This is a genomic window from Rossellomorea sedimentorum (genome assembly GCF_046237645.1).
In the GTDB taxonomy this organism is placed as follows: domain Bacteria; phylum Bacillota; class Bacilli; order Bacillales; family Bacillaceae_B; genus Rossellomorea; species Rossellomorea sedimentorum.
This window is the reverse complement of the sequence record NZ_CP143546.1, coordinates 397,232-412,193: the sequence shown is the minus strand read 5'-3', so window position 1 is coordinate 412,193 and position 14,962 is coordinate 397,232. Positions and strand designations below refer to the sequence as shown.

Below are 14,962 nucleotides of genomic sequence, written 5' to 3'. Positions count from 1 at the left end.
TTACCTGAAGAAATTTTATTTAGTCTTGAGAGATCCCTTTTTCTTCAAAATATTTTGCAGCTCCAGGATGTAGTTCAATACCCATTCCTTGAAGTGCATTTTCAGCACTGATCAGTTCGCCTTTCGCATGGCTGATCTTGTCTGTATTTTCGAAGATAGCTTTCGTTACTTCATAGATGACATCTTCCGGAATATCGGAACGTGTTACAAGCATTGCACGGACAGCCACTGTCTCAGTATCGCTGTCAAGTTTGCTGTATGTTCCGCCTTTGATTGTATCTTTAGCATAGTATGGATACTTTTCGATAAGTTCATCTGCTTTTTCTGCTGTTACAGGAACGATGATGACATCTTCAGTTGCAGCAAGACCTTCAACAGCACCTGTTGGTGTTCCGGAAGTGATGAAAGCTGCATCGATTGAACCATCTTGGATACCTGTAGTTGAATCATCGAAAGAAAGGTTGCGGGCTTTCAAGTCGTCAAGCGTAATTCCGTGTACTTCAAGGATTTGAGTAGCATTCAGCAAAGTACCAGAACCTGCTTCCCCAACAGAAACCACTTTCCCTTTCAGGTCTTCAACCGATTTGATTCCAGAGTCTTTCGTTGTAACGATTTGAATTGTCTCCGGGTATAAAGTACCGATCCCTTGAGCGTTTTCTACTTTATTATCAGCGAACATTTCTGTTCCTTCAGTCGCATAAGATGCGATATCTGTTTGTGTGAAGGCGATTTCAATATCTCCCGCTTTAATGCTGGCCATATTTTCAGCAGATGCACCCGATGTTGAAGCAGAAGCTTCAATTCCCGCTTCATCTGAGATAATTTTTGCAAATGTACCGCCAAGTGGATAGTATGTACCACCAGTACCACCTGTTGCAATTCCAATAAAGTCTACTTTTGTTTCTCCATCTTCAGTGGAACCGCCGCCGCTTCCACCGCCGCATGCTGCCAGAATCATAGCCACAGCAAGAAGAATCACAGCACTTAATGATAATTTCTTTTTCATGTCTTTCACCCCTATAAGATTTTTACTAACATAGATAGTTTAACACAACTAGTAATAATATTGTTAATAAATTCATTATTCAAATATTAATATTTACTGGTAATTATACGATTTCTTGAATTAAAGGAGAACATAGTGTAAGCGGAGCCATTTCTGTATTTTCTAAGCGACAGCTCTCCTGCACCTATGTATGAACTTATTTATTTATGAATATTATTACACGCAATGCTAACTTTGAGCTTTGTATCTCTATTCTATCAAATCTTTGCTAATTTTAAAAATTATTTTGACATAATAGTAAATGTGTCACCCAAATTTCTTGTTTTTGACTAATTAGTATATACCAAATATAAGGCCCGGGAGCCCCCGGACCTTTCTCAATAATTATCTTTTAGGAAAATCATCGTTTCTACGATTTGGCTGATTATCAATTGTTCCGTCTTCGTTCATAGAAGAAGTCCAGTCATCCTTTTGATTTTCCTGAGCTCTTCTCTTTGCCTTTTCTTTATCAACCGAGATATCTGAAAGGTTATTTTCCATCTTGCTCAGGTAGCTCGATGCAAACTCTCTTCCTCCAAGTCCGAATGATAAACCGAAGGCCAGAGCCAATCCTCCAAGGACTAGGATGAACGCTGAATTCACGATAGATTGAGCAATGCCCAATTGATCAAGCGCCATGAAGAACGCCATGATGATGATCGCATATTTTGCGATTGCCGCCAGCACAGTCTTATTGTTGCCATTCAGGATGCTGACAAGAACTTTCTTCGCGATATTTCCAAGGTACAGTCCCACAGCAAGAATGATAATTGCCGCGATGACGCTTGGGATATAGGCAAATACGCCCGTTGCCAAGGTAACAAGGAATTCAAGCTCCACAATTTGCAGTGCCTCTACGATGAACAGCAAAGCAACAACGAAGTGGACTATATATCCAAGGATTTTCGTAATGGTGAGTGAGTCAGCAGATTCTCCCGGCTTCCAGCTTCCCACTTTCATATTGCTCATCAGGGAGTTGATGCTCAATTGATCAAGGAAGTTGGTTGTCCACTTTCCTGCCATGCGGCCTGCCCAAAGACCAACCAGAATCAGCACAATGGCTACCGCGATATTCGGAAGCATCGTCAGGACGTCATTCAGCATGTCGATTGCCGGTCCTGATACCCCTTCGATATCAAGCTTCTCGAGTGCAGCAATCACAGTCGGGATCAAAATCAGGATGAATACGATATTGCCGACAATGGAAGATAGAGTTGTTCCATTCAGTGTATTTTCCAGCCCAAGGCGGCTTCTCAACTTCTCCAGTCCAATTGTATGAAGGAAGTTCGTCACAATTGTACGTACAAGCTTTGCAACAAAATAGCCAACAAGGACAATCAGCGCTGCCGCAAGCAATTTAGGAATGAACGCCAGCATGCTGTTCAGCATATCAGCGAACGGTTCAGAAACACCGGTAATATCCAATGCCGACAGAACTGCCGGAAGGAACAGCAGCAACACCAGGTAGAACAATACCTTTGCTGTCTTATTAATGCCTTCGTGTGCATCTTTTTCACTGTCTGCAAGCTTCCACTTTACAAGCATATGATCAAAGCGGGTTGTATCGCCAAGTTTACGCACACCGTAGCTGACCAGCATAGCAAGCGCATAGGCAAACAGCAGGATCAGTGCCGCTTTCAGGATGTTATCGACCGCACCGAAAATGGAATTCATCAAATTGACTAGCGGTTCAGCGATCAGATTTAGATTCAAGATGTTAAGTACGATGATGAATACGATAAAAAGCAAAATCCAGTAAACAATTTTACTGATGATCTTTTCAGAAGAGTACTTTTTATTAGGGATATGTGAAAACAGCTTGTCATCCATGCCAGTCTTATTCAGCAGTTTGTAGACTGCCTTCTCGATCCCTTTGGCTACAAGCCACCCGATGAGAAGAACAATTAATGCAAGAATAAAATCGGGGAGCTTCCCTAAAAACCCCTCAAAATTATACCAATTCATATTATTCATACCTTCAACTCCTTTGTCTTTTTCTAACCCTCCTTTTCCCATTGCTTATAATCGTTAAACACCTCAGCTCCTCAATTTCTTTTAAAAATCGACATAATAAAAGAGCCCTGCAATTTACCACGGCTCTAATTTTTCCATCTATATAAGATAATTTCGTTGTATACCGGCTCAAAAAGAGGATCTGATGAGAATGACTCCACCTTTTCCACCTTATCCAAGATATCAGCTCCCTGTGCTTCAAACCCGCTCACCGCCTTGTCCGTAATATAAATTCTGCGGCTGGAGTAGTGAGATATATCCTGAAGAAAAAAGTCATAGGTATTGATCCGCTTGTGACTGACAGGTACCTGGAGATAATTCAGCACCCTGTCCTCTTCCCAGGAATAAATGACAGCCGGTTCCTCTATATCTTTCAAATAGGCTGCCAGCTGATAGGCCGCCGGCACTTCATCGGCCTGCTTTATGATAAGCCTTCCTGCTGTAAATGCCTGAAAGGTTAGTAACAGCGACAGCAGTGTGAACACTCCTATATGCTTGTATCTGCTCAGAGCTTTTGTAACCAACATAAGAATCAGCAGGATAACCACAGGAAGCGCATGCCTCGGCTTGTCCACGTTTTGGGCGAACAAGGCCCAGAGGAAATAAGCTCCCCCTGTTAAAAGTATCAGGAAATCCATCTTTCCGTTTCCGGCGGCAACCAGCACCAGCAAAAGGAATAGGAAGGCGATAACAACCGACTCCACACTGATGCCGGTCCACAGGATATTATCAACGACAAAGATCTTCAGGCGGTCTGCAAAAGAGGATTCATCCGTAACCGCCGTGTTTCCCCATTCATTGAAGTGCCCGCTTGAAAACGCCATCGCCAGGTTCCAAAACGCCCTGACTCCTCCCTCTGCCACCACAAGAGCTGTCACCCAGATCAGTTGAAAGGCAAGTGCTGTGAATAGGTAAAAGGATATTATCTTAAGAGAATACACTTTCCTTCGCATATATAAAAAGTAGAGAAGCCCAATCCCGAAAGGAAGATAAGATAAGCGAATTCCTAGCAGGATGGCATAAAGAAATGCGGGCAGCAGGTCCCTCCAGCTCTTCTCTTTATTCAATGTGCGGCGGATACTCCATAGATACCAGAGAAGAATGGATATCGCAGTCCCTTCAGACATCGGAGCGTTGACGATGACCAGCACATACCCTGAGCTGTAGATAATCGCAGCCGCCAGAATGGCCCCGCTCCTCGGAACTGCTTCCCTTGCGAGTAAATACACTGGTATCACCGTTGTAAGGTAAAGAAGGATATTAAGCAGCGTCAATGCAGCCGCCGGGTCCCCGGTAAGCGGGTACATGAGCCGGCCGCCAAGGATGAAATATGGATACCCGGGAAAGTGCGGCCTCATCGCCATGAGATCAAACCGCTCGATCGCAAGCGAAAAATCGACCCTGTCCCATGTAGAGGCATAGTCATTGAGATGGCTCAACTGTATCCATAGCAGAGCTGTGATGGTGCCCGCGCTGAATAGAACAGCCAGAAAAGGTATCCAATTATGCTTGACCATCCGCAGGCTGGTTTTCATTCTGCCTCACCTTTTTCGAATTGTTTTTTGATTGTTACTCGAGGCTCTGCTGTTTAAGTGGAAAGTTTTAAAAGATTTTCCGGTTCTATCTATTAACAACTTTCCAGAGTCTATTAACAATCACCATATTATTTCATAAGCCTTAACCATTATGCACACGTCAACCCTTTACCCCCTTTAAAGCACTAAGAGGGACTGTCTCTCTTAGTGCTTTAGAGCAATAAAGCCCAGCCATACCTTGAATCTAAAAAAGAGGCAAATCAGTTGATCTGCCTCTTTTCCTGCTTTATTCAGCTTACGGTTCTTTCGATGTTGATTTTGTCTGCCTTTACGCTTTTGGTTTGTTTGACATCTGAAGTATGGGATGTCAGCAGATAAATGGCGACGAAATAGCCGATATAGGCAATCACTTCTTCAATTGAAGGCATGGAGGCATAACCGAACAATGCTTTCAGGAAGATGCCGATGTCTCCGGATAATAGCGGAGCAGTGCCTGTGTCGCGCAGGTAATGTGCATAGTCTATCGGATGTTCCGGCAGAATCCAAGTCAAGTCATACAGATGAGGGATGACACTGCCGATCATCTGCAAGTCCTGCATCATGGAAATTGCCTGGACGAAGAGCCCTGCGGCAATAAGGATGATGAAGGCTCCAGACACTTTAAAGAATGTTTTGAGCGGAACACGCATTGTGCCTTTGAAGAACAGGTAGGCGACGGTTGCCCCGATGAGGACTCCTGTGATGGCGCCCCAGCCTTCAAGGGCCGAGCCGATGTTTCCACCGGAAATTGCGGCGAAGAAGAATACGGTTTCGACCCCTTCGCGGAGAACGACCAGGAATGAGTGGATGACCATTCCGATGATATTTCCGGTCGAGATGAACTTGTTCATCTTTCCTTCCATATTCCCTTTAAGGTCTTTACTATGACTGGCCATCCAAAAGACCATCTGGGTTAACAAGAGAGCTGAAACGATCATGATGCCAATTTTCAAGTACATTTCGTTGCCCATTGAAGCAAATCCCGTGAAGACGACCTGAAACAGCATGGCCACACCAACGGAGGCCGCCACAGCCAATCCTGCACCGAGCCATATGTACTTAGTGAACTTTTTGTTGCCGGTGCGTTTCAGATACGTGGTAAGAATACCGACAATCAGTAGAGCTTCCAACACTTCACGGAATGTAATGAGCAGCGCTTGAACTTGCATAGCACCAATCTCCTTTCACAGTTGTTATTTTTTCTTTCTTCGTATCGTAATGAAGACGACTGCACCAATGACCCCGACGATCAAGAGCAGCGGAATCCAGTTTTTCAGGTTTGAAACATCTGTCCAGTCCCTGTTTTTCACATTATCTTCTGCTTCTGAAGCGCTTTCTGAAAAGTGCCCCACGTCCAAGCTTTCCAGCTCGAATCGGTCTTGAAGAGAAGTCAGGATACTTTCTTTTGCTTCCTTGAATCTATCCATATCTGCTTCTTTTTCCCCAACTCCGAACAGGCCGGGGTTTCCTAAGGCTTCCAGGGCTGTTTCGAACTCAGTGCGGATTTCTCCATCCAGCTCTGCGTCTGCCCCTTCCACTTTCGGGGAGAGCGCTTCATATGTCGCAAAAGCTTTAGCCATCAGCTTTTTGCTCGTGTCAAACTCTTCAAAGTTGGTTGTCACGCCCTCCAGCCTTCTGGCGATGTTGAGAACGAGCAGCTTATCCATATTGCTGACGGCCTGCTCTTTTTCTTCATTTTGGAGATTATCAGCAATGATGGATCCTGGTTCAGGCCCCATGTGCATATCAATTTCTTCTTTTATTGTTTCGAAATGTTTCTCTGCTGTTGTAAAATCTGGGGGAGTTTCTGACAGCTCAATCATCATCTCCTTATACACTTCGGCCAATTCTTCTTTATTAGGATCGCCATATGTATAAGCCGAGGCAGATTGTATAAACGAATTACTGAGAATGATTATCATGGAAAAACATAAAATAATCGCTTTTTTCATTCTTTCTCCTCCTATTGATAATGATAATGATTATCATTATTTGTGTCAACGTATTTTTCACATTTTATAGCCGGCAACTCTCTCCAGGGAATCCTCTGTTACCTCGGCAGGAAGTAGATGGGCCGATCGATCAATTTCAACCTTATTTACAGGCCTTTTTATTTCTTTTAGGATTGCCGGAAAAACAGCCGACATATAGCCTTTGAAGGTGATAAAAGAAGCACCGGTGGATCTGACATTGTAGTTAATCGGAACTTCTTTTACTCTGAACCCTTTTCGCACAAGGTTCAAGGTAATGACTTGTGCATAGTTGTAATCATGGATAATTTCTGCATGTTGGGCAGCCTGCCTTGAAAAGGCACGCATACCGGACTGGCCATCAAAGATCAATTTTCGCAGAAGCAGGCATTGGAGCAATGTGAAACAATAATTGCCCAGACGGCGGTGAAGTTTCATGCCCTTAATGGTCCCAAGAAAGCGCGAACCCATAGTATAGTCCGCCTCACCATCCAGTATCGGCTGGATGAGCTCCGGAATTTCAGCAGAAGGGTATTCTCCGTCAGCGTCAATCATGACGGCGATATCAGCGCCTCTGGCATAGGACTCCTTTAAACCGGTCCTTACTGCCGCTCCCAGCCCCCGGTTGATTCCATGGCGGACAATATGCTCTGCACCCGCAGCTTTTGCCGCCTCAACGGTACCATCCTTTGATCCATCATCAATGATCAGGGTCTCCACTTCCAGCAGCGGGTGGAAGTTTCTCGGAATGCCAACTATGACTTTTCCTATGGATTCTTCTTCATTATATGCTGGAAGAAAGACGATAAGTTTTTGTCTTTTCACACTGTTTCATTCCTTTCAAATGCTTCGGTCAGCACTTCGCCCCGGCTGTGATCTGGAAACGGTGCGCCCAATAAGAAGGAAAGAGTCGGAGCCAGCGAAACAAGGCTGTGTCTGTCTTCAACCTTTTTCCCTTGCGGCGTGTGCGGCCCATGGACGAAGAACGGTACATACCTTTCCCCTTCATCGAGGTGCCCGTGTCCGCCGATTCCGTCTGCCTGTCCATGGTCGGCACAAATGAACAGGGTCGTGTTCTCCATCTTGCCTTCTTTTTCAAGCTCCGCCACAAATTCTTCTATCAGCTTATCGGCTTTTTCAATCTTATCGACATATTCATCGTACAGGACTCCCCTGCTGTGTCCGATCTGGTCTGTTCCAATCAATTGAACAATAAACAAGTCGGGGTCCTGTTCCTTCATGATTTTACGCGCTTTCGCCATCATGATAGGGTCTGCCTTATCGTGATGGGCAACTGCACTCACCGTCTCGACATCGGAACCCATGGAGTCGACCAGGTGAGCAATTCCAAGAAGGCGGCCGTTTTTCCCGACTTTTCTCAATGAATCAAAAATGCTTTCCACTTTGATGCCAAGCTTCCAGACCATATTTGACTTGATTCCATGTTCAAACGGATAAGTCCCTGTAAACATGGAAGAAAAGCAAACAACAGTCCTTGCGGGATAAACGGTCTCCATATTCGTATATTCTGTCCCATTTTCTCTTAAAGAATCGAGGAACGGCGTGTTCGCATCGGAAAAACGTTCTTTCCTCATCCCATCGATGACGATGACTATGGCTTTATCCGCCAATGCTGTTTCCGGCTGCTGAAACCTTTCTTTTGTATAGCTTTCATAGGCTTTCGGCTTCCAGTCAAACAAATAGCGGTGCAGAATAAAGGCCAGCAGCAGTACGCCGCCTGTAAAAACGAGAATCGCGCCTCCAGGAACAATCAAGTTGTTCTCCAGCCGGGAAAACACAAGCTCCCAAATGGAAAGGAGCAGCAAGAATTTCGGCAGCTGTTCCTGAGCATTTCCGCTGGTGGAATCACTGTTCTTAAGGACAAGCTTCCAAAAGCGGCTGAAATTCAGCCAGGTGGTCCCGATTCTGAGGTGATAATAAAAGGTCCCCCAGAAAAAGACGGTAAAAAAGAAATATAAACCTGAGGCAAACAGCAATAGTAATAAGTTGATTTCATCCCAGATCACTACATAAGCGACAAAGGGGATCCATAGGTAATTTCTTAGGAATAATGGAAAATCATACAGATAAAAGACCGCAAGTAATGGAATGATTAACATTAAACCGATTCCAAGATTGAGCAGGGATTCTATTGAATCAAGGCTTCTGATATGAAACAGCAGCATGCTCCCAAGCACGAAAATCGGAGTAAACGGTTTTCCTTCATTAAGAAGGTTCCAGCACCTTGCCGCTGTTTTTTCAAATTTTGAAGCACTTTTCATTACATTTTTCCTCCTTTCTTTCTCCAGGCATTCTTGAGCTTAATAGGGAAAATCAGCATAGCTGCAGCTCCGGTCACATAAGAGAAAATAAATTTAAGCGCATGTGTCACCACCGCCACCGTATAGCCCTCCTCAAATGAAAAATCCAGCAAGTTCAAAGCCAGCACCATGAACCCTTCATAATTGGCAAGTCCGCCGGGTGTTATCTGAAACACTTGGCCTGCCACTGTCAGGCTGTTACTGAAGACGGCTTCCGGAACTGTCAGGTTTCCGCCCAGCACCTGGGTCGTCCCAAACAGTATCGCTCCTTCCGCTATCCAGCTTCCAAGTGTTAAAAGAAAAACAAAAATTCCTGTCTTTCCAGAAAACCCTTCCTTTAATAAAATCCATTGTTTTTGAAGTGCTTCAGGATAAAAGCTGCGGACAGCAAAGTAAATCAGAAGGGTCGCAATTGCACCTGCAAGCAAAAGAATCCAGGAAAACCTGAAAGCGGTGTTCAACAGGACAAGACCAATGCCTGCTATTCCGACAAGGCACAGCATGTCCAATACTCTGAGAATCACAACAGAATGAACAATTTCACCGCCAGTCAGCTCCCGGTCTCTTTCACTCATCACCTTCATCCTTACTAAGTCTCCCGCTTTTACAGGCAAGAGGTGATTGACGAACAGGCTGTAGATCACTCCAAGCAGGCACGTCAGGAACCGGGGACGGCCTTTCAAGTAAATTTTCCAAGCCAATGCCCTTAAACAAAAAGCAAGAAGATAGACCGTCAGGATGGCGAGGAGCAGGAAGGGTGACTGGAGGACGGCGGTCATGCCCGAGACCGCCTCTGCCATGTCCAGAAACTGCCACGCCATCCATATAAAGATTAGCAGCAGGAGAAAAGATGCAATACGTTTCACCGCTCTCTTAGAGGTAGCGCTCATGTTCCAATGCCCACTTTACGGTTTCTGCCAACCCTTTTCCGAACGGTACTTGGGGGCTGTAACCAAGCAGTCTTTCAGCTTTACTGATATCCGCCCATGTTTGGAGGACATCCCCCGCTTTTTCTCCTTCTCTCGCTACACTCATGCGCGGGAAGAATTTTTTCAGTTCTTCCAACAATGCCGCCATTGTTACGGGGATGCCGTTCCCTAAATTAAAAATCTCACTTTCATTGTGTTTGGTCAGGGATAAATAAATGCCTTCGACAATATCATCTATATACGTGAAGTCCCGCATTCTTCCCTCACCATATAAAGTGATTTCTTCATTGTTCACTAATTTCTTGAGAAACTGTCCTATCGCCATGTCAGGCCGGACCCACGGACCATAGACCGTAAAAAATCTCAGGATCGTGGTGCGGAATCCGTAAAGCTGTTCATACACATGACAAAAGGATTCTGCTGAAAATTTAGAGGCTGCATAAGGAGATATCACTCTGCCAGTGGCTTGTTCTTCTTTAGATGGGCCCTCCTGATTTCCATATACAGAAGAGGAGGAAGCAAAAATAACATGACTGGCCCCGGCCTTCCCTGCGGCTTCCAACACGTTGATGGTGGCTTTGATATCATAATCCACATACTTGAGGGGTTTTTCGATTGAATAGGCGACACCAGGCAATGCGGCCATGTGGATCACCGTATCAGGCGAAATTCTTTTTATGATTGTTAAAGTCTTCTCGCTGTCCAATAGATCAATAGGATGAAATTCTTCAAATCCCTCTGCATTTCGCAGCTGCCTTTCCTTCCGTTCCGGCGGATAATAGGGATGAAAGCTGTCGATTATGTAAACTTTATGACCTTCGGCTATAAGCCGTTGTGACAGGCGGCTGCCAATGAACCCGGCTCCTCCTGTAACTGCGATTTTCAAATGAAACACCTCTGATTCAATGATACGGAATGTGGTAATTAGGGTGCGCTGATTTATTACTCCCCCTTAGTTTTCCAGTAAAATGACATACTGCATTTTAAGTGAAAGCTTCACAATTAAATCAATCTTTATATGGTCACTTTTATTCAAGACACTTTTTTGACCAGATCCGTCGGCAATATGACGAGTTATTTATTGGTGTTAATATGACATTATTAGGCTGCAACTGATCTCGTAGCTTTCGCAAAAGTTTCTTAAAATATGGCTTTTTGTGGCTGTCGCTGCAAAACCGAAAAGATTGAAGCGGAAGGAGCATGACCTCCCGCGGAATCTGAGGTACAGGTGAGACACCGCAGGCGCAGCGGAGGAGGCTTAACGCCTGCCCCGCGGAGCCATAATCCTATAGCGTAAATCAGCTGTACCATTCACAAATAAGAGCTATGTGTCCGAAAAAAGCGTTTATTAATAAACCGTAACCCCCATTATATAGCTTCTTTGCCGCCCTTATCAATTTCAGGTCACAAAGAGAAAAAAACCTTGCATGGAGACAAGGTTTTTCTCATTGATATTATTTTGCTTGTTCAATCACATTTTGAAGTGCTGCATCAAGCTCTTCCATCAATGAGTCAGCAGTTTCCTTATCATAGGATTGAACCGCTTTTAGATAAGTTTGAGCTTTTTCAGTTAGAGCTGTATATTCTTCTTCACCAAGCATCGCTTTAAGGTCATCAGCGATAACATCGATGAACAGTGCGCCTTCCAGGGCTGTGATCACTGATTTATCCTCGCCCCAGTTTTCTACGCTCTCTTCATACTCATGAAGGGCAATCTTAGTGAAGCCGCGGATGAACGCTTTATTGACTGCTTCAGGATCAAGTTCTGATACATCTGTTTCAAGATTGAATTGCTGCTCGATGATCTCCGCATCTTCATTAGCATATTTTTCTAGGTAGCTAGCAATAGACTGATAGAAAGCCCATCCTTCTGCCTGTTCCACTTTTGCGTGTTCTTTGTCTTCTTTTGCTTCAGCTGCCGCTTTAGTAGCATATCCGTGAGGAACTGCTCCAGATGCAAGGTAGAATGTTTTCATCATTGTCTTATCAACAACTTGTTTTCCTAGTTGGAAAGCAAGGTTATCGTCTGCTTCCACCGCTGCCTCCATTTCGGCAAATCCGCCATTGATGGCATCAGCCATGTTCGTGCCATATGCTGCATCGCGTTTTTCAACAGTAGACTGAAGGATAGCATAGAAATCTTTCGCTTCTTGGATTTCTTCATTCACTAGTTCTGTATTGCCCCAGTTTTCGTTGATTTCTACGAATTCATGCTTCATCGTTGTATAGAATACTTTTTGCATCAATTTATCAAAAATCTGCTTCACGACTACCGGATCCATTGTGCCTTCGCTTCCAGCTTCCAAGGCTGTTGTGATATGAAGATCGCTTTGGTCTTCAAACTCGGCATCTCTTTTTTGAACAAGAGCTTGCAGATTGTTTGTGTAAAGGTCCGTTACCATGGCAAAGTCAACTTCTTCGCCTTCTTTGGCTTTATTCAACTCTGTCACTGCTTGATTGAATACTTCTGCATAATTCACTTCTTCTGCGCTTTCTACTTCTGTGTCTTCAGTTTGCGCTTCTTCAGTTTCTCCCGCAGCTTCTTCACGTTCAGTTTCTTCGGTTTCGCCCGCTGTATTTTCAGCAGAGTTACACCCCGCCAATACCGCACTAGATAGTAGGAATGCTGCAAAAATACGATTTAATTCTCTTTTTCTCATTTCCTTCTCTCCTCACTTTATGTAAACGAATTAGTTGATAATGATTTTCAATCCCAATGAACATTATAGTAGAGAATGATTCTCAGTGTCAACGGTAGATTTTCACAAAAACACAAAAATCAACCTGAGCGCGGGTGATTTCAACTAATCTGCTTTTTTCCCGGATGCAATTGGGATGAAATAATTGATTCCCGCTTCAATCAACCAATCGTAAACACCCCCAGAAGAGTTAGTGTGAAAAGCAACATTGTTTACAAAACAGCCATCAAAAAAGACACACTCTCGAATGATGAATTTCGAAAAAATGTGTCCTTGTGGCTTTTATTTTATTCTAAACGTTCGTTTACTAACTCGAATTCCGGGATCAACTCAGATAATGGAACGGCCTTGGCTTCATTGAGGTATACAGGAATATACTCTTTCAATACGTTCACCATCTTGGTTCCCGTAATACCGACATGTCCGATGGCAATGACCTCTTCATCTTTCTTCAGACGTTTCGCTACAGCACCGGCTTGTTTCACAATATGCTGGGTCGTGTAGACATCATCGAAAAATAATTCATTCTTAAGAAGCGGCACCCCTAGTTCTTCCGCCAGTTCAGGGATGACAGATTTCGGGGTGGTCCTGCTGTCCAAATAATAGAGACCTTTTTCCTTACAAACCGTCAGGACAACCCTCATCACCCGTTCATTCGCCGTCGCCTTTGAACCCATATGGTGATTCATCCCGACAGCATGTGGCACTGATTCGATCGCCTCTTCAACCCTCTTTCTGATTTCCTCATCACTGAGATCGATCGTGATCGCCCCAGGCCCAAGCCAGCTGCGCTTTCCTCTAACCGGTTCCATTGGCATATGGACAATCACTTCGTGTCCCAACCGGTGTGCCAGCTCTGCATCCTTCTTGGTCGTTTCCATTAGAGGCATCACTGCCGCTGTCAGTGAAATGGGTAGCTCCAACATTTCTTTAGTCCCCTGCATATTATTACCGAAATCATCTATTACAATGGATAAAGATTTAGTTTTTAGCGAAGATGGTTTAGGTCCTTCTGCTGTGACATCCCCTGCCGTAAACAGGAGAGCCAGTATACTGCATACAATAATTTTCTTCATAATCCTCTTCCTTTTTTTCTTAGTATGCCAATCATCCGGTTGATTTATTGATTTTATAGTCCCTGGATTCAGGAAAACGATATAACATAAATAGGCATTCGCTTTAAGCACAGGCTGGCAGTTGTTCTGAAGAAACCCTATGCTCCCGCGAGGCTTGGTTCCGTTCCAGTAGGCAGGCGGTCATGTGCAAAGAAGCTGGGCATCGGTGGACCAGGTGAAGTGATCAATTACCGCACATCAAAAAAGCGCTGAACTTCATTCAGCGCCAAGAGTGTTTTCTATATATAATAAGGTAACGAGTGCTCCGGTCAATTGTACAGAGAGCAACATCTTTCCTAACAGAGACCAACCGGATAGTCCGGTCAGCCCCTGTCCGCTTTATCCTGTTCACGTATTTGATCGATCGGAACGAATACTTCCAGGTGGCGGTATAAATTTTCGAACTCCACAGGAAGAAGTCCCCCGAATTCACCGTCGATGTTCAGCTGTACTTTATCTTTGGAGTGTACTTTGATTCTATTTGCTTGAGTGTAAATTACATTAGGATCCTTGATATGATCGCCTCTGACGGCCAGGCTTGCAATCCTGATGAACTCTGCGAGGTTCGTCTTTTTCAGGATGAGCAAAGAGAACATTCCGTCATTGATGGAGGCATCCGGGGCCAGTTTTTCAAATCCACCCACCGAATTGGTGAGGCCGATCAGAAATAACATGGCTTCGCCCTCAAAAAGCTTGCCATCAAATTCAATCGTCAGGTCGGTTGCTTTGATAGAAGGAAGCATCTCCACACCCTTTAAGTAATAGGCCAGCTGGCCCAGCACAGTTTTAAGCTTGCTCGGCACTTCATAGGTCAGCTCAGTAATTCGTCCGCCGCCGGCAATGTTGATAAAATAACGGTCGCCATTCATACGGCCGATATCAACAGGAATCGTATCGCCTTTAATGATGACGTCCACCGCAGCACCGATGTCCCTTGGAATATGGAGTGCCCTGGCAAAGTCATTCGTTGTGCCCATAGGGACAATTCCCAGGCGCGGGCGGTATTCCTGTTCGGCAAGCCCGTTGACTACCTCATTCAACGTTCCATCCCCGCCGGCAGCCACCACCAGGTCATACTTCCGTTCTACGGCTGTACGGGCCGCTTCTGTTGCGTCCCCTTCGCAGACGGTCGCATGACAGGAAGTCTCATACCCTGCCTGCTCCAACTTAATCAATACTTCCGGCAGATGCTTTTTGAAAAGCTCGCGTCCTGAAGTCGGATTATAAATGATTCTTGCTCTTTTCATTCCCCATCATCCTATCTCGATATTTCAAAAGCCTTTGACAGCTCAACAA

At 44.7% G+C, this 14,962-nt stretch carries 12 protein-coding genes; all 12 read right to left on the bottom strand.

Features of this window, described 5'->3' with window-relative positions:
* Positions 1–19 precede the first annotated feature (19 nt).
* Entirely contained in the window at positions 20–1,006 is a 987-nt protein-coding gene (locus tag V1502_RS02120; protein WP_409252746.1) for a TAXI family TRAP transporter solute-binding subunit, read from the bottom strand.
* Positions 1,007–1,390: 384 nt separating this feature from the next.
* Positions 1,391–3,019: a mechanosensitive ion channel gene (locus V1502_RS02115; RefSeq protein WP_409252745.1), complete on the bottom strand. Its 1,629-nt coding sequence runs from the start codon at positions 3,017–3,019 to the stop codon at positions 1,391–1,393.
* A gap of 125 nt (positions 3,020–3,144) precedes the next feature.
* The gene (locus V1502_RS02110; RefSeq protein WP_409252744.1) at positions 3,145–4,593 is read right to left on the bottom strand and encodes a glycosyltransferase family 39 protein; all 1,449 of its coding nucleotides are present in this window, start codon (positions 4,591–4,593) and stop codon (positions 3,145–3,147) included.
* A gap of 290 nt (positions 4,594–4,883) precedes the next feature.
* On the bottom strand, positions 4,884–5,801 hold the full coding sequence (locus V1502_RS02105) for an FTR1 family protein (RefSeq protein WP_409252743.1): 918 nt from the start codon (positions 5,799–5,801) through the stop codon (positions 4,884–4,886).
* A gap of 24 nt (positions 5,802–5,825) precedes the next feature.
* A complete protein-coding gene (locus V1502_RS02100) occupies positions 5,826–6,584 on the bottom strand; it encodes a hypothetical protein (RefSeq protein ID WP_409252742.1) in 759 nt (252 codons plus the stop codon).
* Positions 6,585–6,641: 57 nt separating this feature from the next.
* On the bottom strand, positions 6,642–7,427 hold the full coding sequence (locus tag V1502_RS02095; RefSeq protein WP_409252741.1) for a glycosyltransferase family 2 protein: 786 nt from the start codon (positions 7,425–7,427) through the stop codon (positions 6,642–6,644).
* A complete protein-coding gene (locus V1502_RS02090) occupies positions 7,424–8,884 on the bottom strand; it encodes an alkaline phosphatase family protein (RefSeq protein WP_409252740.1) in 1,461 nt (486 codons plus the stop codon). The genes V1502_RS02095 and V1502_RS02090 overlap by 4 nt, the downstream gene beginning before the upstream one ends.
* Entirely contained in the window at positions 8,884–9,813 is a 930-nt protein-coding gene (locus V1502_RS02085; protein WP_409252739.1) for a YbhN family protein, read from the bottom strand. The genes V1502_RS02090 and V1502_RS02085 overlap by 1 nt, the downstream gene beginning before the upstream one ends.
* Entirely contained in the window at positions 9,797–10,738 is a 942-nt protein-coding gene (locus V1502_RS02080) for an NAD-dependent epimerase/dehydratase family protein (protein WP_409252738.1), read from the bottom strand. Before V1502_RS02080 ends, V1502_RS02085 begins: the two co-directional genes overlap by 17 nt.
* Before the next feature lie 568 nt (positions 10,739–11,306).
* A complete protein-coding gene (locus tag V1502_RS02075) occupies positions 11,307–12,512 on the bottom strand; it encodes a hypothetical protein (RefSeq protein ID WP_409252737.1) in 1,206 nt (401 codons plus the stop codon).
* A gap of 326 nt (positions 12,513–12,838) precedes the next feature.
* Positions 12,839–13,627, bottom strand: a complete 789-nt coding sequence (locus V1502_RS02070; protein ID WP_409252736.1) for a divergent polysaccharide deacetylase family protein — start codon at positions 13,625–13,627, stop codon at positions 12,839–12,841.
* Between the two features lie 362 nt (positions 13,628–13,989).
* On the bottom strand, positions 13,990–14,913 hold the full coding sequence (locus tag V1502_RS02065; RefSeq protein WP_409252735.1) for a diacylglycerol kinase: 924 nt from the start codon (positions 14,911–14,913) through the stop codon (positions 13,990–13,992).
* Positions 14,914–14,962 lie beyond the last annotated feature (49 nt).